Raw genomic sequence first — 21004 nt, forward strand, 5'->3', positions numbered from 1 at the left:
TAGGAAGTAGAGTTAACTATGATGCGAGTTTTCTTGTGGTTCATTATAAGCTTAATCCCCTCTGTTGCGTTGGCAAATGTGTACACATTGCCGGAAAATGGTAGTCGCCTTATTGGCGAGATCCAGATGCATACTGTTGTTAAGGGTGACTTCTTTCAAACGATAGCTAAACAGTACAACATAGGCATTTTGGAGTTAATGGAAACCAACCCTGGTGTGGATCCATTTCTGCCTGATGTAGGCACTAAGCTTGTTATCCCAACTCAGATGCTGTTGCCAGATGTTCCACGTACTGGGATTGTGATTAACCTGCCTGAACTACGCCTCTACTACTTTCCTAAAAATGGTAAAGAGGTTCATGTTTTCCCTGTTGGAATAGGGCGTATTGGTCGCGAAACCCCTGAGATGGTCACTAAGATTAAATCTAGGATCCCTAATCCAAGCTGGACGCCACCTGCAAGTATTCGTAAAGATCATCTAGAGGAGCGTGGTGAAGTGCTTCCACGTATTGTGCCTGCAGGGCCAGACAATCCGCTGGGGAAATATGCAATGCAGCTCTCCTACGGCGATGGCAGCTACCTTATTCACGGTACCAATAAAGATTTTGGGATCGGCATGCGTGTTAGCTCTGGTTGTATCCGTCTAAACCCAGATGATATTGAGTGGTTATTCCATCAGGCTAAATATGGCGACTCAGTTAGAATTATCAACCAGACAGTGAAAACCTCTTCTGAGCCTGATGGAGAGCAGATCATTGAGGTGCACTCTGCGCTGTCAAAGTCAGAGTTAGATGCCAGTAGAGAGAAGGTCGTAAGTTTGACCGCTGGGATTGTTAAGTTTATCAGTCAAGAGAGTGTAGATAGCTTTAAAGCCAATGATGCTCTGCTGGCTCAAGATGGATTACCGATTAATATCAGCTTGTAATAGCAGCGGGTATGACATAACGATTTCATTAAGCGCTCTAAGGAGCGCTTTTTTGTGTCTCGATAGCAGTTGAATTTGCTGGGATTCTTGGTATGTTGGCAGTGACTATATAAACTTTCAATTTTAAAGGGAATTAATATGAAAGAGGTTACCCAGCAAGGTGTGGATGCTTTTCTTGAGTTTGTCGATAGCAACGACAGAGAGCTTATCCCCTATCTACTCCATGAGTTCAGTGATTTTATCTCAGAAAAACCCGTAAAAGCCTATCGCGGCGTTCGTTACCCTAAGTCAATTTCTACTGACTCCACTATTTTTGAGCCAAAGCCAGTCTCTTTAGTATCTCTGAGCATGAGCCGCTCTCAAGCGATGATATTTGCCGATAACTCGACCTCAATAGGGCGAAGACCAGTAAAGTTCAGTGGTGATATTGGCGTACTCTATCAAGCCAAAATTCAAGGAGCTTATTTGAATCTGCATAAGCTTGCGACTTATTTAGTCAATTTAGCTTGCAGTGGGCTGAAGCCAGAGGGAGTTTGCTTTGATCCCATGGACAAGCGTCTTCAATTGGCACTGACTGAGCAGGAGTTAATTGGCTCGGCGATATTAATACCGATCACCCAATATGATGGTCACAACTTAGCGTTAGGCTTTCAACAGGCGGCATAATTTTGTGTTGAGGCGATTTAACTCTGGGGACTTATACAGGGAAGGTGAGGACTAAATAGGGAAGAAGATGAGGGGCGGAGCGGAGTTTTAAAAAGGATGTATCGGCAACACAAGATGTGTTGCCGATACAGACAAATTACTTCTTGTAAGAAGAAGCAACGTTGTCGATGCGAGCGTTAGCACGCTGAGCTTCTGCTTGAGCATCCATAGCAGCTGCTTTTGCATCTTTAACGTCTGCAGAAAGAGCGCCTTGCTCTGACTTAAGCGCGCTTACTTCAGAAGATAGCTGGTCAACTTTGTTGCCAAGGTTAGCTACACTTTCTTCAAGAGCAGTAGTGTTTGCACAGCCACCTAGAAGGGCAGTCATTGCTACGCCAGCAATCATAAGTACTTTTTTGTTCATTGGGAAATCCCTTTAAATAGGTTGGATAAATTTGCACAGCTGTACATTACAACTGAACAGGTTAATTATGTCATAGCTATTGTATTTTGCTATGAATTTTCACCCTAAGGTCTGAATACCTTAATGAATATAGGCAAAAAAGCAAGTTGAAGCCCTATTTTTTGACTGTTTCGCGTCTTAGATCAACTCTTGTTGTCATTTTAGTTAGTAAACAGGATTCACTCTATAGCGCTTTCATTAAAATTTCTTTTAAACTCTGTGACAATTTCAATACGCTTTAATTTAAGTTGCTCTTTAATCTCTGCACCTTTAAAGCCCGCTTCTATGATAGGTTTTACTGCGACTGAGTTTGCAACTTGAAAACTCTCCCTTAGATAATCTGCTTGGGGGTAAGGACTATTCTCCAATCCTAATCGACCTTTGGAGTCAGCTTCACAAGCTGTAGCAAGTTGTTCCAGTCTGTCAGGCTTACGCCAAAGATCCGCTTTATCAAATATCTTAATTAAGGTCTCTGGGCGCAGTTCACGGATATTATGGACATTCTGATGCTGATCGCTCACCAGGAGAGCTAAATCTCGGTACTCATTTGGTACCTTGGCTCGGGCGCAGAGCACTTTTATGAGGGCTAAGCCTGATTGGCCATGACCATGGTGTTTCGGTAGCGTCGCTTTTGGGCTTAAGGCTTTACCTAAGTCGTGGACAAGTGCTGCAAATCGCACGCTGTTTTCATCGGAGAGTTTAGCGGCCTGAGCTAGTACCATCAGTGTGTGTATGCCTGTATCTATCTCTGGGTGCCACTTTTCAGGTTGAGGGACGCCAAAGAGGGCATGGATCTCGGGGAAGAGGATCTCAAGTGCTTGGCATTGGTTAAGAACTTCAATAAAAATCTGCGGATTTTGAGTCGAAAGCGCCTTATCGAGCTCAAGAAACACCCGCTCGGACGTTAATGCCTCAAGCTCACCGCTTTGGCTGATCTTGGTCATCAGCGCCAATGTTTCATCGGCAACGGTAAAACCAAGATGGTGAAAACGAGCGGCAAAGCGGGCCACTCTAAGTACTCTTAAAGGATCTTCTACGAATGCATCTGAGACATGGCGAAGCATTTTACTTTCAATATCTTTGATGCCGCCATAGGGGTCGAATAGCTCACCTTTGTCGTCTTGCGCGATGGCATTGATGGTCAGATCGCGGCGAAGCAGATCCTCTTCTAGGGTCACATCTGGGCTGGCATCACAGCTAAATCCGCCATAGCCGCTACCTGTTTTTCGCTCTGTACGCGCTAACGCATATTCTTGTTGGGTTTTAGGGTGCAGAAAAACGGGAAAATCTTTACCCACCTGTTTATAGCCCAGCTCAAACATCTGTTCTGGCGCTGCGCCGACCACCATGTAGTCACGATCTTTAATGGGAAGTTTGAGTAAATTGTCGCGAACCGCGCCGCCGACCAGATAAAATTTCACTTTTGGGTCCACTGCCTCTTTTACTGTGATGTAGGAAGCTTACCATGCCTTGAATCGGCGTACAGACGCATTTTTTCATCCATTTTTTGACATGCTAGGCTGTTAGCTTTAATTTGAACTGTTTTTTTACTATTTTGTCGTTATAAGGATAGATAACTGCATGTACAAGGCGTTTTTTGGATTAAGCGATAACCCTTTTTCTATCGCACCCAACCCCCATTATCTGTTTCTCAGCGATCGCCATCGTGAAGCATTAGCACATCTAACTTATGGTTTAGGCGACACGGGGGGCTTTGTTCTGCTAACTGGAGAGGTCGGAACAGGTAAAACTACCGTCTCTCGCTGCTTGCTCAATCAACTGCCGGAGAATACCGATACCGCTTTTATTCTCAATCCCTCTCTTACCGAGCTCGAGTTACTTGCCACCTTATGTGATGAGCTTTCAATTGAGTATGAGAAAGAGCCGACACTGAAGCAGTTAACGGATCTGTTGAGTAAATACCTGCTGGCTAATCATGAAAAGGGACGCAATACCGTTCTCATTATTGATGAAGCCCAACATCTAAGAGCCGAAGTGCTTGAACAGTTACGTCTGCTAACCAACCTTGAAACCGATACCAAAAAGCTACTGCAGGTTATTTTAATTGGTCAGCCTGAGCTTCAGCAGCTCCTTAAACGCCAAGAGCTACGCCAGTTGGCGCAGCGGATCACCGCAAGATACCACTTGCTACCATTGACGCCTGAAGAGGTAGGTTTGTATGTTCACCATAGGCTGCAAGTAGCTGGACGTCATGAGCCACTGTTTAATACGGGAGCCATTAAAGCCTTACACAGATACAGTGGTGGTATTCCTCGTTTAATCAATCTTTTATGCGAACGCGCGTTAATGGCGAGCTACGCTAAATCAAAAGTGCCCGTAGATAAAAAGATGGTGATCTCAGCTTCAGCTGAAGTGCTGGGAGAGGAGATTAAGCAGACTAACTACCTATTGCCAGCGGGTATCGCAGCGGCGGTGGGTTTGAGCTGTGTGTTAGGTTATCTGCTACTCACAAAGCAGCAGAGTGCAGTGACGACGCCATCGGCCCAAGTCAGCCCAGTTGTTAAGCCTGAAGTTAGCACTGAGCCTGTTAAAGCCAATCTCGAAAATAAGTTAGATGCAAGTCAGCGGGTGTTAAATGATGCGATTGCGAATAGCCGCAACATAGACACTGCCTATGCCAGTATTTTAGGTCTTTGGGGTAAGGTGCCCTATTTAGGCTTAAGTGCCTGTCAGTCTGCCGAACAACAGGGGCTTTCATGCTTTCAGCAACAGGGTAACTGGAACTCATTAACCCGTCTTAACTTTCCTGCTGTGGTGTATCTGGTCGATGGCCAAGATGAAGCATTTTATGGCACGGTAGTATCAAGAAGTGGCGAGCAGTTACTTCTCCAGCTTAATGAGCAGCAGCTTTGGGTCGACAGAGAGTGGTTTAACCGTCACTTTAGCGGCACATTCGAGCTACTCTGGCAGGCGCCAGATGAGCTGCCACGTGAGATAGGCAAAGGCTCAAATCCGGCGCAGATCCAGTGGCTGGAAAATAGCTTAGCTAAAATCGATAACACAGCTCCTCGCCTAGTGAGTCGATTCGATATTCAGCTGGAGGAGCAGTTAAAGCGCTTCCAGCGTAAACATGGATTGAGAGCCGATGCTATCGCCGGCAGTCAGACATTGGTTCAGCTTAATCTCTACTTGAGTGCCCAAGGGCCAAGGTTAATGCAAGCTAAGGGTCACTACTAATGTCTATTTTACTCGACGCTGTTACTCGGGCTAAACAGCAAAATGCCGATATAAACCTAGATCCGGTACTGACACCAAGAGCGCAATATGAACAGCTAAGCAGAGGGAGAAATAGAGGAGTATTGCTCCTACTTAGCTTAGTTATTTTGAGCCTGTTAGTGGTGATCGTCTGGTTGGTTCGCGATCAAAGCACAGAGGTGGTAAAGATTGAAAATCAGCCTCAACAAGTAGAGTCTGTTTTACCTGAAAAAGTGCAAGAGATAGCGGTGGTTGATGAGAGCTCTGCTTCGGTTAAAAACGGTATTCAGCTTGCTGGTAAGGTGGCACTTCCTATTGCTGAGTCAATGCCAGTTAGGTATCAGGCTCAATCTCAACCTCATCAGCCAAGGCAAGTGGTTAGAGAGAGTAGTTCGCGAAATCTTACAGCATCTTCAGTCGATGACACGGCTGGAGAGCCTATTATATTGGGCGCGAATGCAAACCATAAAGGTCAGGAGTTACTCAATTCACTTAAGTATCAGGTGGACTCTGCAGCTCATGATCTAGGTATGACTAAGAGTCAAGTTCAGCAACAACCTGAGCAGGCGCAAAATCAAGCTCAACCCCAAGTTGAGGAGGAAACCCGTAACTATCAGAGCGAGGGCAACCTGTTAGCGGCGTTCGAGGCTGCACTGAAAGAGGTTGAAGTGAATAGATCGGTGGCAACGCCTGTTACAGAGAAGAGTCTAGATCCTATTCCAACACCAAAACAGGACACTCTACCCAGTTATGGCCAACTGCCCGCAGGGCTGCAACTGCAGGTGCCTGAGTTTAATATCAATGCCCATGTATACTCTAGCGATCCAAATAATCGATGGCTTAATGTCGATGGCGCTGAACTGCAGCAGGGGGACTCTATTGGAGGCAAGCTTGAGATTGTGGAGATTAGACCGCGAGATGTGGTGCTAGCGATCCAAGGGACTGAATTTAAGGTGCCAGCAATTTAAGGTTATGGTTAACTGATAAAAGCCTGTGAATGCGCCATTAAAGGCAGTATTCACAGGCTTTTTTGTCTCTATCAATTATCGTCATTAACCATGAAGATGATTGGCGATAAAGAGAGTTAAACCATAACCTAAGCTGTAGCAGAGCAGTAGCGCAGGAACATATTTAAGGTAGCTGACAAAGGTCAGTTCTTTTACCTTGCTCATGGCGATAATGCCCGATGCTGAGCCTATAACCAGTAGGGACCCGCCGACGCCAACTGAATAGGTTAAGCCTAACCATTCTGCCGTGGTTAATACCGGTTCCGCTTTCAATAGAGCAGCGGTAAGTGGCACGTTATCTAAGATGGCTGATCCAATACCGGTAACAAAGTTTGAGATATTTGGGTCATACATGGCATAGACCTCTGTTAATAGATCTAATGTACCTATCTCCTTTAGCATTCCAACGAGTAGCAGTATTCCTAGGAAGAACAGCAGGGTGTCATACTCCACTTGTCGAATGTACTCCAGAATCTCCATCTCCTCCTTTTTACTTCGAAAGTTATGTCCCACCAGAAATAGGATTGAGAGACCGGTTAAGAAGGTGAGCACTGGCGGGATCCCAAATAGGATATTCAATGCCATTGTCGCGATAATCGTACAGAAGAAGATAATGGCGATAACAATATCAACTTTATGGTACTCACGTGTGATTGGTGTGGTGCTGACATGACCTTCGGCTTTGAGAGAGAACAATACCGCAAGTAACATGACACTGACCGCTGCAGGTACAAAGAGGATAAGTAGTTCAGACATCTGTACATGACCTCCAAGGAAGATCATCAAGGTGGTCACATCCCCAGTGATTAGTGATACGCCCCCTGAGTTGACCGCGAAAATGATCAACACTGCCATTCTGCGTCTCATCTGATTATCAAGCTTGAAGGTGGTTAGTAATCCCAGTGACACTAACGTCGCGGTGACATTGTCGCAGATAGCCGAAAGAATAAGAGAGAATAGCGCGACTTGCAGCATTAAAACCCGTACTGACACCTTCTGTGGAAACAACTTTTGCACCAAGATCTGGATCATCCCCTTAGCGTTCAGGTAGGCGACAAAGGTCATGGTCGACATTAAGAACAACCAAAGCGTAGCTATCTCAAGTAGGTTTTCATTTAACTCCGCTGCAATCAACTTTTCATGGCCAGGATCTCCCGCTGACATAAAGAGTGCAATCCAAGAGACACAGCCAAAAAATAGGGTGGTTTTGGCTTTGTTGAGGTGGGTTACCTCCTCGAAAATGATACTTAACAGTGCCAGAATGGCGAGAGAGATAAGGAATATGTAGAGCATACGACAGTTCCTACAGCTGATTATGAGTCTACTTGGTATCAGTAAACGGTATAGTTTTAAGGTTAAATTAATCTTGGTGTGCTTAGCGGTGCGAATTAGGCCATAGAGAGGGGGATAAAACAAGTGTTAACTGGCTCATGTTTTCAAGAAAACTGCGGCAAAGGTCACTTTGGTGCTTGTGGTTAATATTTTGTCAATGAAACTGGAGCTGGAAGTTATCTGACTGCATGTGATTTTTAGTGGTAACAGCAAACAGTTAAGTTAGATATGATGCTTTTTTAAGTGGAATATGGTGATTGCTAGTCAGTTTTTTCTAAAAAGCTATAAGAAATGCTAATTTATTTTTTTATTTATTAGTGAAATCTGTTTGTTCAAATATTCAAAGTAAATAATGACTTGTAATTGGGTATCTTATATACAGCTTTCGTAACTTCAAAATCCACATTTTTTCTCCTATTTCTGTCAGTGTCAAAATATTGACTGCTCAAAAAGTATCCAGTAAAGTGTTTCATAATATTTCTAGTAAAGCAGATACATTATTGACTGTTGAAGCAGATCCAATAACGTTCGTTGATTAATGGGGGGTTTTAGGATGAAATTTTTATTAAGGGCTGTTTTGTTACTGGGATCGCTTGTTTGGTTAGTCATCTGCGCAAAGCAGTTTGTTGGTTTTGGGATACTAGATGATCTTGCTGTTGCGATTGATCACCCAACTTTGCTAATTCAGACCTTTATAGCATTGCTCATTCTTCGTTCCGCTTGGATGTCTGGCCATGAGAAAAGACGGCCTTTTTAATATTAAGAGCATAAAAAAGGACGCTTGATGCGTCCTTTTTTGTGCCTGAAACTTAATGGCTAACAATTAGATCTTTCAGTTATTTAGCCATTTTAGCGAATACGCGTTCAGCAGCTGCTAATGTCTCTTCTAGCTCTTTCTCACCATGGGCCATAGAGAGGAAGCCTGCTTCATAGGCGCTAGGGGCTAAGTAAACACCCTCATCTAGCATGCCATGATAGAATTCAGGGAATTTCTCAGCATCACACTGGGTCACTTGATCGAAACGTGTCACCTTCTCCTCTTCGGTGAAGAAGAAGCCAAACATGCCGCCTACATAGTTGATAGACATAGGGATGCCATGCTTGTTTGCTGCAGCTTTAAAGCCTTCGGCAATGCGTTTAGTCTTAGCGGCTAACTCTTGATACAACCCCTCTGCACATAACTCTTCCATCTGGGCAAGACCCGCAGACATCGCGATTGGGTTACCAGAGAGAGTACCTGCTTGATAAACAGGGCCGGTAGGTGCGATGAACTGCATCACATCTTTACGTCCGCCAAATGCGCCAACTGGCATGCCGCCGCCAATGACTTTACCTAGTGTTGTTAGGTCAGGTGTAATACCGTAGTGACCTTGAGCGCCGCTCTTAGATACACGGAAACCTGTCATTACCTCATCGATAATAAGCAGTGCACCATACTGATCACAGATAGCACGTAGACCTTCAAGGAAACCCTCTACAGGTGGAATGCAGTTCATGTTGCCAGCGACAGGCTCAAGAATGATACAAGAGATCTCTTCTGGGTACTGTTCAAACAGGGTCTTTACCGACTCTAGTTCGTTATAGGTTGCCGTTAACGTGTGCTTAGCGAAATCTTCAGGGATCCCTGGAGAGCTAGGTTGACCTAAAGTCAGTGCACCAGAACCTGCTTTGACCAATAGACAGTCAGCGTGGCCGTGGTAGCAACCTTCAAATTTTAGGATTTTGTCACGGTTAGTGAAGCCACGAGCAAGACGAATAGCGCTCATGGTTGCTTCAGTTCCTGAACTCACCATACGAACCTGTTCCATTGAAGGAACCATCTCGATAACTTTCTCAGCCATCTTGACTTCAAGTTCTGTTGGCGCACCGAAAGAGAGACCATTTTCAACGGCTTCTAATACTGCTTGACGAATTTTTGGGTGGTTGTGGCCTAAGATCATCGGGCCCCAAGAACCCACATAATCGATGTAAGCTTTGCCGTCAGCATCATAGATATAGGCGCCATCAGCTTTATCAATAAAGCGAGGTGAACCACCTACGCCATTAAAAGCACGTACTGGTGAGTTAACACCGCCTGGGATGGTTTTTTTAGCCTGTTCAAATAGTTCGTCGGAACGGGTCATTATCAATCCTTTCAAAGTCTGTTGCCGGGTTATAGTTCGGCTTTACGTGAATACCAGTTAACCGGACACTCATGTTTTTCTAGTTGTGTGTCAACACCGAGTGTCAGTGCAAATAGTGCCATACGGATCAGCAGGCCGTTATCAGCTTGTCTAAAGATAGCCAGATTAGGGTGACTGTTAAGGTCATTATCCAGTTCATTGGCTTGCTCACGAGAGTCTCTAGGCAGCGGGTGCATGATCACTGTATTTGATTTGCAGTGTTTCGTATAAATAGTGTGGTTAAGTCGGAACTTACCACGGTATTTATTGGCCTCTTCCTGTGAAGGAAAACGCTCCTCTTGAATGCGTGTGAGGTAGAGTATATCAGCCTGATCCAGATTACCCTCAAGTTGATCGGTAATTGTGATCTTATGCCCAGCATTTTCTATGTCATTTAATACATAGTCAGGCATCGCCAATTCTTTTGGTGAAACCAATGTGAAGGTCACATCTTTATACATGCACAGCAGACGAGAGAGAGAGTGCACAGTACGACCAAATTTAAGATCCCCCACCATCGCGATATTCATACCGCTAATATCTTGCCCTTGGGTTGCGAGCTCTTTCTGTATGGTAAACAGATCAAGTAGGGCTTGGGTTGGATGCTCGTTGGAGCCATCGCCACCATTAATCACTGGCACACGGCTGCCTTGGGCAAACTCTTTCACCGAGAAAGCTTCTGGGTGGCGCATCGCAATCACATCTGAGTAGCTTGAGAGCACTCGGGCTGTATCGTATAGGGACTCACCTTTTGAGAGTGACGATGATGCCATACCAACGGTTTCGTTGACTTTGCCGCCGAGCAGGTTAAATGCACAACCGAAGCTGATACGGGTACGTGTACTTGGTTCGAAAAACAGATTGCCTAAGATGGCACCATCTAAGACAGTAGTACGCTTCTGTCTAAGGGCATAGGGTGTCATGCGGGAAGCAACATTGAATATCTGTTGAACGGCGTCCAGATCGAGCTGGTTTACCGATAGGATATGAGAACCTTGAAACTGAGTCATCAGCCTTTATTTCCAATTTCTGGGGGCACGAATAGCAGGTGTATACCCGATTATCATGCCAAAAGTTATGTAGGGTGGCTGAGGCGGCACTATACCAGAGTCACAGCGTTTGTGGAATATCTGCGCTATCTATTTTGTGGGATTTCGGGGAAGTTTTGACTCAGAATGTTTGCTTATCTTATCCAGCATCTGGTCAATAAAAAAATCCGGCAGTATCTGCCGGATTTTTAAGTGGGCTTTGATTATTTAGCCAATGATAACGGGGCTTGCTGTGAATAGTAGTAAGCGACGTTTTTCATCTCAGCTTGGGATAACATGCCAGCTTGTGCTTGCATGATAGGGTCTGTTCTGTCCCCCTGTTTAAAGTCGATAAGTTGCTTAAACAGGTAGGCAGTTTTCTGTCCCATTAGGCTTGGGTAAGTTGGCATCATGCCTAACATTGCACTGCCATGACAAGCAATGCAGCGCGTGTTTGCCAGCATCTCACCTTGGGCAAGGTCAAACTTCTGAGCTAATAGCGTTTTATCTAGCTTAAGCTCTGTGACGGCTAAAGCCTGACTAAACTCAACTTCTGGGCTCTCAGCTGCTGCGATAGTGCTGCTCGAGAGTAGGAGCCCCGCCGTCAATAGTGACGCTTTTAAGACTAACGTCATTATTCGATCTCCATCTTTTGAGGAAGGGGGGGCATCTGAGCGGCTTCTAACGGCTTACGTCTGAAGATCTTCATATCAATACCCGATTCATTGTAATAGGTCTCAAGGTAGTCGAGTACAGGATCCCATGTTTCATTAAGATCCCATAGGCCTTGGGTGTCTATCATCCACTGAATGGTGTCACGCCACACCTCTCGACTGCCCACGTTCTGGGGAATAATCAAGCTGGTATGGCAGGCGTTGCACTGATTTTTAACCATCTCCCAACCCGGAGCCATGATAAGACCTGTTGCCTTATCAATCGGGTACTGCTCGGTGGCAGCAGCGCCAAAAGCGCTGCTAGCGAGCAGTAGTGCGACCGTATAAAGGTGTTTTTTCATTATACGACCCTTACAGCGACTCTGTGGCAGCCGTTAAATAGGTAACCTTTAGGGTTCCATTGAGGTTGAACCATAGGCTGACTATCGCCTTTAGTATCGGTAGCTCTGGCCCAGATCTCATAATAACCTGTCTGAGGTAGCTTCAGATTGACCTTCCACTGTTGCCACGCCATCGGGTTAACAGGTTTTGTTAACGAGGCTGTCTGCCACGTTGTTCCATAGTCATAACTGACTTCGACTTTAGCCACATCTCGCGTACCTGCCCAAGCATGGCCACTGACCTCTAAAGATTTGCCTAGCGCTAGTTCACCGCCAGTTTGCGGTGCGGTAATAAGCGACTTAACAATCATCTCTTCGATAATCTTAAAGTCTTTGTTAGCGACTTTTTCGCCAGGTGCAACTGGATGTTTAGGTACCTGATAGGCTGGGGCTTCCATCTTCTTGCCATCATGGACGCGATCACGCACGCCCATGCCTGTTGCACATTTTTGTGATACAGAGCCTGGGCGACCACCGAAGACGATACGCAGCGGGTAACCGTGCATATATGGAATATCCTCGCCATTCATGCCCCAAGCTATCATGGCATTTTCATTCATCGCAGCTTCAATCGGAACACCACGAGAGATCGCAGCGCCTTTGCCACTGATATGTTTATCTGCGCCATAATGCGCCGTGTAGACTGCATCACTTTTAACACCACAATCTGCCAATACATCTTTGACCAGTACACCGGTCCACTCTGCACAGAAAACCGCTGTATTACTCCATTGATTTCCCTTAGCGTTAGGGTAGAAGTTTTCGCGACTGTTACCGCCACACTCAAGCACTAGCTGTTGAGTATGGGTTTTAAATTTACGTTTAAGCTCAGCAATGGTGTAGGTCTTTGGGGTTTCGATTGACTCACCGTCGACGGTGAACTCCCACGTGTCGGGATCGATATTTTCAAAGTCTGGCATCTGGCCATTCCAGCGGATAAAGGCCACATCGGCAGGGGTCTTTACTGGGGCAAGTAGATGCTCTGGTGGGAAGGCGTTTAACGGGCTGGAGTTAAGCACTTTAAAGTGTTCAGGAAGATCATCTACATTAGACCATTTAACGGCTGAGACATCGAGCGGTGCCATACCTGCAGGGCGGTTTTGTGCAAACGCCCAGTTTATTGGCAACATTGCGGTGACTGAAGTGGCTACGGCGCCCTTTAAAAATTTACGTCTGTCGATACTCATTCTTACTCTTCCTTACCTTTATTAAAGTAGCTTGCCAGTGCTTCCATCTGCTGTTTATTTAGTATTTTGGCGACCTTAGTCATGGTTTTATCTTGGCGTTGACCACTTTTAAACTGCTCTAGTTGTTTCACCATGTACGCTGTGTTTTGCCATTTTAAATTTGGAGTTGAGGCAAACTCACTGCTTCCATCATTTCCATGGCAGGCTTTGCACATATTCAGTAACGCTTGATCATCTGCCGCTGAAGCTGCGCTCATACTTCCCATAACGGCTAAACCAATGGAGAGCGATATGGCTTTTATTGCCTTACTCTTCTTGTTTTTATTTACACCCATAACCTTCCTTACACTATCGATGGCTGCCTAGTATTTCTTACTTGTGATTGAATTAAGAAAATCATGATTGAATTGATCCGGATCAAAGTATTTAACTAGACTGTGCTATAGCTCATGAAGTTACCTTTAAAAGGTGAAAAAACGTGTGTAAAAAAATATAAAAAGTTCTAAAAAATACTTTAAGCATTAGTATTTAAAGGAAAATACCAACAGATAGTTGTGCTCGCTATTTGAGCGCTAGTGCGGTAGGAGTGATAACAGCATGACGTTTTCTTTGTTTGTTTAAGGAAAAGTGGCGTAAGCCATGTCGCTTCGGATACAAAACTGTTAGCTTGGTTTAGTCAGATTTGACATATTTTTCAACGATAGGAGAAGTAGTTTGCTTAAGTTTGATGTGTTCGGAAAAACCATGTTAGTACAAAGAAAAGAGGGGGCTTGGTTGCTCTTTATCGATTCGGGCCTAGGTTTACGTTCTCGAGTGTTTGATGTGGTGATCCCAACGGAGTTGACAGAGCAAGATCTAGCTGGGTATCTGGATGATATTTTCCACGAGCATTCCAGTGAGAAACACCCCCATGTTATCGCGCTAAAATAGATACATTTTTAAGTAATTACATTAATCTGCATAAAAGTATTTAAGCCATTTTGTGCCGATGTTACCCTAAGTTCGGAAAGCAATTTCCGATGACGTTTAAAGGGGCAAACCTCATTGTTATAGATAGCTTAAAACCTCAAGCTATATCCTGCCCTTTCGTTATACCAGACCTTTATTAATCACAATCATAAGTGAATTCAGTCATGACGGTAATGTACGCAAACCTTAGCGAAGAAACACGTTTAGAAACGGATCTGCTAGGGGATAAATCGATCCCGAAAGAGGCGTTTTACGGTATTCATACCCTAAGAGCGATGGAAAACTTTAATATCAGCAGTGAAAAGATTGGTGATTGTCCTGAGTTTGTTCGCGGTATGGTGAAAACGAAAAAAGCCGCAGCGTTAGCAAATGGAGAGCTAGGCACCATATCTCAAGATATCGCAGCAGCAATTGTTAGAGCTTGTGACACTCTGTTAGCCGGTGAACGATTTTATGATCAGTTTCCCATCGATGCATTTCAAGGTGGAGCGGGTACCTCGGTTAATATGAACACCAATGAGGTTATTGCCAATATCGCTTTGACTCAGATGGGGCACGAGAAGGGGAGTTATCAGCATATTAACCCTAACGATCATGTTAATAAGTCCCAAAGCACTAATGATGCCTACCCTACTGGGTTTCGTGTTGCGCTGTTTGAGCGAACCGAATCTGTTTTAGCCGCTCTGACTCTCCTTATCGATACCTTTATGGCTAAGTCGGCAGAGTTTGATGATGTATTAAAGATGGGGCGTACTCAGTTGCAAGATGCAGTACCTATGACTCTTGGGCAGGAGTTTCGCGCTTTCGGTGTTACCTTGAAGGAGGAGCTGAAAAGCATACAACGTTGTCAGGAGTTACTGCTTGAAGTCAACTTAGGGGCCACGGCGATTGGTACTGGGCTTAATACGCCGCAAGGCTATTCTCAATTAGCCATCGAAAAACTGGCTGAGATCACAGGTCACGCCTTTGTACCCGCAGAGGACTTAGTTGAAGCGACATCGGATTGTGGCGCCTATGTGATGTTATCGAGCGCCTTAAAGCGTTTTGCCATCAAGCTGTCGAAGATATGTAACGACCTTCGTCTGTTGTCTTCGGGTCCTCGCTGTGGATTTAATGAGATAAACCTGCCTCAAATGCAGGCGGGCTCATCAATTATGCCAGCTAAAGTTAATCCGGTTATCCCTGAGGTGGTCAATCAGGTGGCATTTAAAGTATGTGGTAACGATTTGACCATTACGATGGCGGCTGAAGCGGGTCAGTTACAACTTAATGTAATGGAGCCCGTTATTGGTCAGAGTTTGTTTGAGTCATTGTCGCTGCTGGAAAATGCCTGCTTTACGCTTAAAGATAAGTGCATTAAGGGGATCACGGCAAATCGTCAGATCTGTCAGGACTTCGTACTTAACTCTATCGGTATCATCACCTATTTAAACCCATTTATTGGTCATCATGAAGGGGATATCGTCGGTAAGATCTGTGCCGAAACGGGCCAAAGCGTGCGAGAGGTGGTGTTAGCGCGAGGATTGCTATCAGAGGAGCAGCTCGATGAGATCTTCTCCATTGAGAACCTGATGAATCCTCAATATAAAGCTCAGCGGTTTGCGACAGCCGTTAAAGGCTAAAATTATAGTAGTTAATAACTGAAAACCGGAGCTAGATGCTCCGGTTTTTTATTAGACTTGTGATCGATCATCAAGTTGGGTCAGTGGCTTAAGAGTCTTAACAGCACGTCTCTTTTTAAGCAGATAACCGGTTAAGAAGCTGACGATGGCGATAGCTAAGGTAAGCACTGGCGCTATCATCAGCCCCATGGTGACCACTTTTGCGATCTTCTCTGGCAGGTAGGAGAGAGAGTAGCCAAAACCGATGAGTAAGGCGCACCAGATCCCAGCACTTAACCAAGCAAAGTAGTGGAAATGAGTCACTTTCTTTATGTGTAACCCCATCATTAACGGTAATAGCGGACGGACTACAGGGATAAAACGGGCGGTAAAAAGTGCCAGTAACCCATGTTGATTAAGTAACTTATCTACAGTGTTCATGCGGTGCTCAGGCACTGCGTCTATCCATTTTTGAATCTTGGGAAGCTTGTGTAACCAGCGACCCTGTAGAAATGCAACCCAACTGCCAGTTGCGGCTGCAACCAGTAAAATGGTAAAGGTTAAAGGCAAACTGATGATGCCTGCTGCGGCTAAGCTGCCGGAGAGAATAACGACACTGTCACAGGGCATAGGTGCTGCGGGTAGAAGCGCGCTTTCAAGCCAGATAAGTGAAAAGATACATAAGTAGATCATTGCTGCGCTGCCGGGACTTTGCAGTAGGGCAAAATCTTGTTGCCACAGGGCGGTAAGCACTGAGATAAATGAATCTAGCATAGTTAATGTTCCTAAATCGAGCTAACACAAGGTTGAAACTGTGCTCAGGACAGAGGGCTGTCGATGAGAGAGGGGCGCCGGTTGATAGCTCGCACAGGATAACCCCTGTGTTGCACTATACATCAGGTACTATCAGCCTTAGTTAACTATTTCTGAAGATTAAGAAACTTACATCTTCTGTTAATTCTTAATTCATTTAGCCTGACTTAAAGTAAAGTGATCCATCCTCCTTTATTTTACATTATTCAACTTAGCTCACTGAGTTGAGCACTGATTGATTCAAGCTTAAGCTTATTCACTGTCTGTTTTTTCTATGGAGTTCTCTATGGAACTACTACTCGATCCCAATGCTTGGCTAGCACTACTGACATTAACTGTGTTGGAGATTATCCTTGGCATTGACAACATTATCTTTATCTCAATTTTAGTGGGACGACTACCAGAGCATCAACGAGAGCGTGCCCGAATTTTAGGACTCGGCCTTGCGATGCTGACTCGTATTCTTCTGCTTATCTCTATCGCCTGGGTGATGAAACTGACTGAACCCTTTATTACTGTGATGGAACATGGAGTGTCTGGGCGCGATCTGATCCTACTCTTTGGTGGACTCTTTCTGATTTATAAGAGTACCTCTGAGATACATGGCTGTTTAGAGGGAGAGGGGGAAACGGCTCCTAAAGCTAGGGGCAGTAGCTTTTTCTTTGTTTTAATACAGATAGCGATCCTCGATATCGTATTTTCATTGGACTCAGTGATCACCGCTGTCGGTATGGCCGACGATGTTGAGGTGATGATACTTGCGATTGTGATCGCTGTTGGTGTGATGATGTTTGCGGCCAAGTCTGTAGGTGACTTTGTTGAGCGGCATCCAACGGTGAAGATGTTAGCGCTGACTTTCCTCACCTTAATAGGCTTTACATTGTTGGCTGAAGGGTTTGGCGTGCATATTCCCAAGGGATATATCTACTTCGCTATGGGCTTCTCTATCGCAGTGGAGATGCTGAACCTTAGAGTCAAATCTAAGCGAAAAGAGGAGACTTCTGGCGACTAGTTCAACAGGGGGCCTTTATCTAATTTTAATCACAGCTTGCACCTCTATGCGTCAAAGGTGCAAAACTATGCACCTATTGTGTGCGCTGGGAATTTTCTATGCACCATGGTGATGCACGTTGATGGGTCACTTTAGCTAGCAATATTTTTAATTTATTGAAAATAAACACTTTAACTCAATGGCCTGATTCCTGCTTTAACGTTAACTAATATTTGCAGTTAATAAAACGGGAGAGGGCGTTGAAACTGATCACCGCAATTATAAAGCCTTTTAAATTAGATGATGTCCGTGAAGCCTTGTCTTCATTGGGAGTACAGGGCTTAACAGTCACAGAAGTCAAAGGGTTCGGACGCCAAAAAGGTCACGCTGAACTCTATCGCGGCGCAGAGTATTCTGTAGATTTCCTGCCAAAAATTAAACTAGAGATCGCTATATCCAGTGGCCATGAAGATGAGGTGATAGAGGCGATCATCAACGCCGCCAATACGGGCAAAATAGGTGATGGCAAAATTTTTGTCTCCCCACTAGAGCAGGTTGTTCGTATTAGAACATCAGAAGAAGGCGATGAGGCTATTTAGATGAAATGGATGATATTGAGTTTCCTTATTGGCCTTAGTTGTTTCTCTTTCCCTGCTTTGGCTGAAGAGAGTGCATTTAATGGCGCTAATACTGCGTGGGTATTAAGCTCATCGGCACTGGTTCTATTGATGACCTTGCCTGGACTTGCCCTATTCTATGGCGGGCTAGTACGCAGTAAAAATGTACTTTCTGTACTGATGCAGTGTTTCTCTATTGCGGGGCTAGCCTCGGTACTCTGGTTTGTGATCGGGTACTCGCTTGCATTTGATAGTGGTAATGGTTTTATTGGGGGACTGGACAAGGTGATGCTAGCAGGAATGGGCCGAGATGATCTCTCTGGCGATATTCCTGAACCTCTATTTATGTTGTTCCAGATGACTTTCGCCATTATCACGCCCGCTTTAATTATCGGTGGCTTTGCCGAGCGAATGAAGTTTTCGGCTGTGATGCTGTTTTCTGGCGCTTGGTTGCTTTTAGTTTACGCTCCTATTACCCACTGGGTGTGGGGTGGCGGCTGGTTAGCAGAGTTAGGCTTATATGATTTTGCTGGGGGAACGGTTGTCCATATCACAGCTGGTGTTGCCGCTCTGGTTGCTGCAAAAGTGCTAGGACCCCGTAAAGGTTTTCTCAACTCAGCGATTATGCCTCACAACTTGACGATGACCGTTACCGGCGCGGGCATGTTATGGGTTGGCTGGTTTGGCTTTAATGGCGGCAGTGCACTTGGCGCGAATGGTAGTGCGGCTATGGCTATTTTGGTTACACACCTTGCAGCGTCGATGGGCGCCATGACTTGGGCGGCCATTGAGTGGATAAAGTTTGGTAAACCCAGCGCGTTAGGAGTCGTAACCGGTATGGTGGCGGGTCTAGGCACTATCACACCTGCTTCGGGTTATGTTGGGCCAGGTGGCGCACTGATCATTGGCCTTTTAGGCGGCATGGTATGTTTCTACGCGACGGTTTATATCAAACAAAAGTTAAGGATCGATGATTCATTGGATGTTTTTCCAGTGCACGGTGTTGGCGGTATTTTAGGTACCTTGTTAGCGGGGGTCTTTAGCTCAACTCAGTTAGGTGTATTTAGTGGTTATGGGTTTGCCGAAGGTAATGAGACCATGTTAGATCAACTTGGGGTTCAGCTTATCGGTGTTGTCGCGACCTTTGCTTATACCGCGATTGTCTCTTGGGTACTCTTTGTGATTATCGGTAAATTAGTTAATGGCTTAAGGGTCAGTAGCGAGCAAGAGATCACAGGTTTAGATCAATCAGAACATGAAGAGAGCGGTTATATTTTGTAAAGGGTAGCTGTTCACTTTAGTGTTGCTCTGGATAAATTTTTCAGAGCAACATTTAGAATACCTGAGTAGAGCTTTTAGGTTGCACCCTCTTTATCTTGATGCTTATTTCCTATTATTTTGACATCTTCAGAAATCTTGTACACTTGGCTATCTTCTAAATCAAATGCTCTTTGAAATGTAGGGTGTATCTCCCAATGGATATTTTTGTCCTGCTGCCAGGAGCTGAGTAGATCGGGTCGATCATTATAGTAGTAGAAACGATGATAACCCCCCGCACCGTCGACCCGCACTTTTCCTCTTACAAATTCAGTTATGTATAAGTTCTTTGCGATATCTAATGCAACTCTATGATATTCATGTTCTTCTGCTTGTACTATCCCAGTTTTTATAATCTGATTAACAATGACAGATCTAAATTTTTTTGAGGTTCCAAATCCTGATACGTCCAGCGCAATTAGGGCGTTCAACGCAGCATGAATATAATGGATTGTTTTAGAAAACTCCCCAGATATAAACTGTATTCTTCTGTTTCCAAATGGAAGAAAAGCCCTTTTATAGTGATACAGATTACTTCTCTTGCTTTCAGTTGTTATTTTTCTTACCTCTTTACAGTATTCAATAAGCCATCTAGGGCGGTAAAAACAAAGTGTACCGAAAGCTCGATAATTAGAGGTTGAACCAACCGAAAATCCCATATCAAAATCTTCAAAGTAGGTTGAAATGAGTTTTGAGGTTTCTATGGATTTATCACTTAGGGCATTAGGCTCAGAAAGTGTTAGTTCAAGTTGGTCTTCGTTAGAGTTATTTCTTTGATAGAAATCTAACCTTCTTGCCAGTACCTCCTTTATCTGCTCTTTACTCCAAGAGAGATTAAGTTCATATTCGTTTAATTTTTGAATCGTTCCATTGGTTGTTCTTAATAATGTCAGAATATGGGGACGAATCGTGACTCGAACCCATATATTGGGAATTCTTACTCCTAAATAGGCGACAACTTGAAGCAGGCCGATGAGTAGGTTTATCTCATCTCCATTATCATAAATATCATCCATCTCATCTAGCATTATCCAATATTTTATTGAGGATGCGGATATGATTCTTGAGAGCTGTTTAATCGTGATATTTGAGTCAAATTGGCAGCGTTCGATAGGACTAGATTTGAATTTAAGTCTAGATAGGATGGATGTTAGTAGGTTTTTACTCTTTACTCCGTAGTTTTCTGATAGCTCTACGGCACAGATATCATCATCAATAAAAGCCCAGCCTTTGCTTGTACCTATTTCCGCAACAACTTTAGAAAGAATGGTATTTTTCCAATAGTTAATAGATTCATTAACAGATATTTTCCCAACGGGAAAAACCATATCTCGGTAATCAAGTGAAATTATTTTTGTATTCGAAGTACCTTTTAGGTGCTCGGATAATGAAATAAGTAATCCGCTTTTCCCTGAACCCCGAGCAGCATTGAGAATTATGGCTTTGTTATCTTCATCAGATAAAGGGAGTAAGTAATCATTCCTGGGCATGGCGTAGGAGAGAAAGTCAGGGTCTTCTTGAGCCATTTCACTTCCAAATATTTTCCTTAATGTAACCCTGCTCATTATTAACTCCTTTACTGTGATATTATCGGTGTAATGCCCTAGCTTTTCTATATGATGATTTTGTTATTATATGACTCAGGAAGTGGCATTAATCCCACATAAACTAATGACTA

21 protein-coding genes are annotated in these 21004 nt (G+C 44.4%); 10 read left to right on the forward strand and 11 right to left on the reverse strand.

Features of this window, described 5'->3' with window-relative positions:
• Positions 1-18 precede the first annotated feature (18 nt).
• On the forward strand, positions 19-924 hold the full coding sequence (locus SWOO_RS05920) for a L,D-transpeptidase family protein (protein ID WP_012323802.1): 906 nt from the start codon (positions 19-21) through the stop codon (positions 922-924).
• A 138-nt stretch (positions 925-1062) separates the two neighbouring features.
• Positions 1063-1590 (forward strand): hypothetical protein, encoded by a 528-nt coding sequence (locus tag SWOO_RS05925; protein ID WP_012323803.1) that lies wholly within the window; start codon positions 1063-1065, stop codon positions 1588-1590.
• A 136-nt stretch (positions 1591-1726) separates the two neighbouring features.
• Here SWOO_RS05925 and SWOO_RS05930 read toward each other — a convergent pair whose 3' ends face one another.
• Both SWOO_RS05930 and SWOO_RS05935 read right to left on the reverse strand, forming a co-directional pair.
• Complete coding sequence (locus tag SWOO_RS05930; RefSeq protein ID WP_012323804.1) at positions 1727-1993, reverse strand: Lpp/OprI family alanine-zipper lipoprotein; 267 nt, start codon at positions 1991-1993, stop codon at positions 1727-1729.
• A gap of 218 nt (positions 1994-2211) precedes the next feature.
• Positions 2212-3453: a multifunctional CCA addition/repair protein gene (locus tag SWOO_RS05935; protein ID WP_012323805.1), complete on the reverse strand. Its 1242-nt coding sequence runs from the start codon at positions 3451-3453 to the stop codon at positions 2212-2214.
• A 160-nt stretch (positions 3454-3613) separates the two neighbouring features.
• Between SWOO_RS05935 and SWOO_RS05940 the strand changes: the two genes are divergently transcribed.
• Both SWOO_RS05940 and SWOO_RS05945 read left to right on the forward strand, forming a co-directional pair.
• Positions 3614-5230, forward strand: coding sequence for an ExeA family protein (locus SWOO_RS05940; protein ID WP_012323806.1), 1617 nt, complete (start codon positions 3614-3616; stop codon positions 5228-5230).
• Positions 5230-6216 (forward strand): general secretion pathway protein GspB, encoded by a 987-nt coding sequence (locus SWOO_RS05945; RefSeq protein ID WP_012323807.1) that lies wholly within the window; start codon positions 5230-5232, stop codon positions 6214-6216. Before SWOO_RS05940 ends, SWOO_RS05945 begins: the two co-directional genes overlap by 1 nt.
• Before the next feature lie 84 nt (positions 6217-6300).
• Here the strand turns inward: SWOO_RS05945 and nhaD are convergent, their stop codons facing one another.
• The gene (gene nhaD / locus SWOO_RS05950) at positions 6301-7548 is read right to left on the reverse strand and encodes a sodium:proton antiporter NhaD (protein WP_012323808.1); all 1248 of its coding nucleotides are present in this window, start codon (positions 7546-7548) and stop codon (positions 6301-6303) included.
• A gap of 592 nt (positions 7549-8140) precedes the next feature.
• Here nhaD and SWOO_RS05955 point away from each other — a divergent pair.
• Positions 8141-8344 (forward strand): hypothetical protein, encoded by a 204-nt coding sequence (locus SWOO_RS05955; protein ID WP_012323809.1) that lies wholly within the window; start codon positions 8141-8143, stop codon positions 8342-8344.
• A gap of 79 nt (positions 8345-8423) precedes the next feature.
• Here SWOO_RS05955 and hemL read toward each other — a convergent pair whose 3' ends face one another.
• The 6 genes from hemL to SWOO_RS05985 form a co-directional block, all read right to left on the reverse strand.
• Complete coding sequence (gene hemL, locus SWOO_RS05960) at positions 8424-9710, reverse strand: glutamate-1-semialdehyde 2,1-aminomutase (protein ID WP_012323810.1); 1287 nt, start codon at positions 9708-9710, stop codon at positions 8424-8426.
• Positions 9711-9739: 29 nt separating this feature from the next.
• Entirely contained in the window at positions 9740-10759 is a 1020-nt protein-coding gene (locus SWOO_RS05965; protein WP_012323811.1) for an aspartate carbamoyltransferase, read from the reverse strand.
• A gap of 242 nt (positions 10760-11001) precedes the next feature.
• Entirely contained in the window at positions 11002-11412 is a 411-nt protein-coding gene (locus SWOO_RS05970) for a c-type cytochrome (RefSeq protein ID WP_012323812.1), read from the reverse strand.
• Positions 11412-11792, reverse strand: coding sequence for a hypothetical protein (locus SWOO_RS05975; RefSeq protein WP_012323813.1), 381 nt, complete (start codon positions 11790-11792; stop codon positions 11412-11414). The genes SWOO_RS05970 and SWOO_RS05975 overlap by 1 nt, the downstream gene beginning before the upstream one ends.
• A complete protein-coding gene (locus SWOO_RS05980) occupies positions 11792-13018 on the reverse strand; it encodes a sulfite oxidase (protein WP_012323814.1) in 1227 nt (408 codons plus the stop codon). The genes SWOO_RS05975 and SWOO_RS05980 overlap by 1 nt, the downstream gene beginning before the upstream one ends.
• A gap of 2 nt (positions 13019-13020) precedes the next feature.
• Entirely contained in the window at positions 13021-13353 is a 333-nt protein-coding gene (locus SWOO_RS05985) for a c-type cytochrome (protein WP_012323815.1), read from the reverse strand.
• A 394-nt stretch (positions 13354-13747) separates the two neighbouring features.
• Between SWOO_RS05985 and SWOO_RS05990 the strand changes: the two genes are divergently transcribed.
• The gene (locus SWOO_RS05990; protein WP_456154247.1) at positions 13748-13948 is read left to right on the forward strand and encodes a DUF7661 family protein; all 201 of its coding nucleotides are present in this window, start codon (positions 13748-13750) and stop codon (positions 13946-13948) included.
• A 203-nt stretch (positions 13949-14151) separates the two neighbouring features.
• Positions 14152-15609, forward strand: a complete 1458-nt coding sequence (gene aspA / locus SWOO_RS05995) for an aspartate ammonia-lyase (RefSeq protein WP_012323817.1) — start codon at positions 14152-14154, stop codon at positions 15607-15609.
• Positions 15610-15660: 51 nt separating this feature from the next.
• Here aspA and SWOO_RS06000 read toward each other — a convergent pair whose 3' ends face one another.
• Positions 15661-16362, reverse strand: a complete 702-nt coding sequence (locus tag SWOO_RS06000) for a DedA family protein (RefSeq protein WP_012323818.1) — start codon at positions 16360-16362, stop codon at positions 15661-15663.
• Between the two features lie 325 nt (positions 16363-16687).
• Between SWOO_RS06000 and SWOO_RS06005 the strand changes: the two genes are divergently transcribed.
• The 3 genes from SWOO_RS06005 (at position 16688) to SWOO_RS06015 (ending at position 19290) form a co-directional block, all read left to right on the forward strand.
• Positions 16688-17413 (forward strand): TerC family protein, encoded by a 726-nt coding sequence (locus tag SWOO_RS06005; RefSeq protein ID WP_012323819.1) that lies wholly within the window; start codon positions 16688-16690, stop codon positions 17411-17413.
• Positions 17414-17652: 239 nt separating this feature from the next.
• On the forward strand, positions 17653-17991 hold the full coding sequence (gene glnK, locus SWOO_RS06010) for a P-II family nitrogen regulator (protein ID WP_012323820.1): 339 nt from the start codon (positions 17653-17655) through the stop codon (positions 17989-17991).
• Positions 17992-19290, forward strand: coding sequence for an ammonium transporter (locus SWOO_RS06015; RefSeq protein WP_012323821.1), 1299 nt, complete (start codon positions 17992-17994; stop codon positions 19288-19290).
• Between the two features lie 74 nt (positions 19291-19364).
• Here the strand turns inward: SWOO_RS06015 and SWOO_RS06020 are convergent, their stop codons facing one another.
• Entirely contained in the window at positions 19365-20891 is a 1527-nt protein-coding gene (locus tag SWOO_RS06020) for a P-loop ATPase, Sll1717 family (protein WP_012323822.1), read from the reverse strand.
• Positions 20892-21004: the final 113 nt, after the last annotated feature.

The organism is Shewanella woodyi ATCC 51908, from assembly GCF_000019525.1.
Classification (GTDB): Bacteria; Pseudomonadota; Gammaproteobacteria; order Enterobacterales; family Shewanellaceae; genus Shewanella; species Shewanella woodyi.

What these genes read in the sequence shown, in the direction of transcription:
- SWOO_RS05920 (WP_012323802.1), top strand. Translation starts at nt 19, where the DNA reads ATGATGCGAGTTTTCTTGTGGTTCATTATAAGCTTAATCCCCTCTGTT.
- SWOO_RS05925 (WP_012323803.1), top strand. Translation starts at nt 1,063, where the DNA reads ATGAAAGAGGTTACCCAGCAAGGTGTGGATGCTTTTCTTGAGTTTGTC.
- SWOO_RS05930 (WP_012323804.1), bottom strand. Translation starts at nt 1,993, where the DNA reads ATGAACAAAAAAGTACTTATGATTGCTGGCGTAGCAATGACTGCCCTT.
- SWOO_RS05940 (WP_012323806.1), top strand. Translation starts at nt 3,614, where the DNA reads ATGTACAAGGCGTTTTTTGGATTAAGCGATAACCCTTTTTCTATCGCA.
- SWOO_RS05945 (WP_012323807.1), top strand. Translation starts at nt 5,230, where the DNA reads ATGTCTATTTTACTCGACGCTGTTACTCGGGCTAAACAGCAAAATGCC.
- nhaD (WP_012323808.1), bottom strand. Translation starts at nt 7,548, where the DNA reads ATGCTCTACATATTCCTTATCTCTCTCGCCATTCTGGCACTGTTAAGT.
- SWOO_RS05955 (WP_012323809.1), top strand. Translation starts at nt 8,141, where the DNA reads ATGAAATTTTTATTAAGGGCTGTTTTGTTACTGGGATCGCTTGTTTGG.
- hemL (WP_012323810.1), bottom strand. Translation starts at nt 9,710, where the DNA reads ATGACCCGTTCCGACGAACTATTTGAACAGGCTAAAAAAACCATCCCA.
- SWOO_RS05965 (WP_012323811.1), bottom strand. Translation starts at nt 10,759, where the DNA reads ATGACTCAGTTTCAAGGTTCTCATATCCTATCGGTAAACCAGCTCGAT.
- SWOO_RS05970 (WP_012323812.1), bottom strand. Translation starts at nt 11,412, where the DNA reads ATGACGTTAGTCTTAAAAGCGTCACTATTGACGGCGGGGCTCCTACTC.
- SWOO_RS05975 (WP_012323813.1), bottom strand. Translation starts at nt 11,792, where the DNA reads ATGAAAAAACACCTTTATACGGTCGCACTACTGCTCGCTAGCAGCGCT.
- SWOO_RS05980 (WP_012323814.1), bottom strand. Translation starts at nt 13,018, where the DNA reads ATGAGTATCGACAGACGTAAATTTTTAAAGGGCGCCGTAGCCACTTCA.
- SWOO_RS05985 (WP_012323815.1), bottom strand. Translation starts at nt 13,353, where the DNA reads ATGGGTGTAAATAAAAACAAGAAGAGTAAGGCAATAAAAGCCATATCG.
- aspA (WP_012323817.1), top strand. Translation starts at nt 14,152, where the DNA reads ATGACGGTAATGTACGCAAACCTTAGCGAAGAAACACGTTTAGAAACG.
- SWOO_RS06000 (WP_012323818.1), bottom strand. Translation starts at nt 16,362, where the DNA reads ATGCTAGATTCATTTATCTCAGTGCTTACCGCCCTGTGGCAACAAGAT.
- SWOO_RS06005 (WP_012323819.1), top strand. Translation starts at nt 16,688, where the DNA reads ATGGAACTACTACTCGATCCCAATGCTTGGCTAGCACTACTGACATTA.
- SWOO_RS06015 (WP_012323821.1), top strand. Translation starts at nt 17,992, where the DNA reads ATGAAATGGATGATATTGAGTTTCCTTATTGGCCTTAGTTGTTTCTCT.
- SWOO_RS06020 (WP_012323822.1), bottom strand. Translation starts at nt 20,891, where the DNA reads ATGAGCAGGGTTACATTAAGGAAAATATTTGGAAGTGAAATGGCTCAA.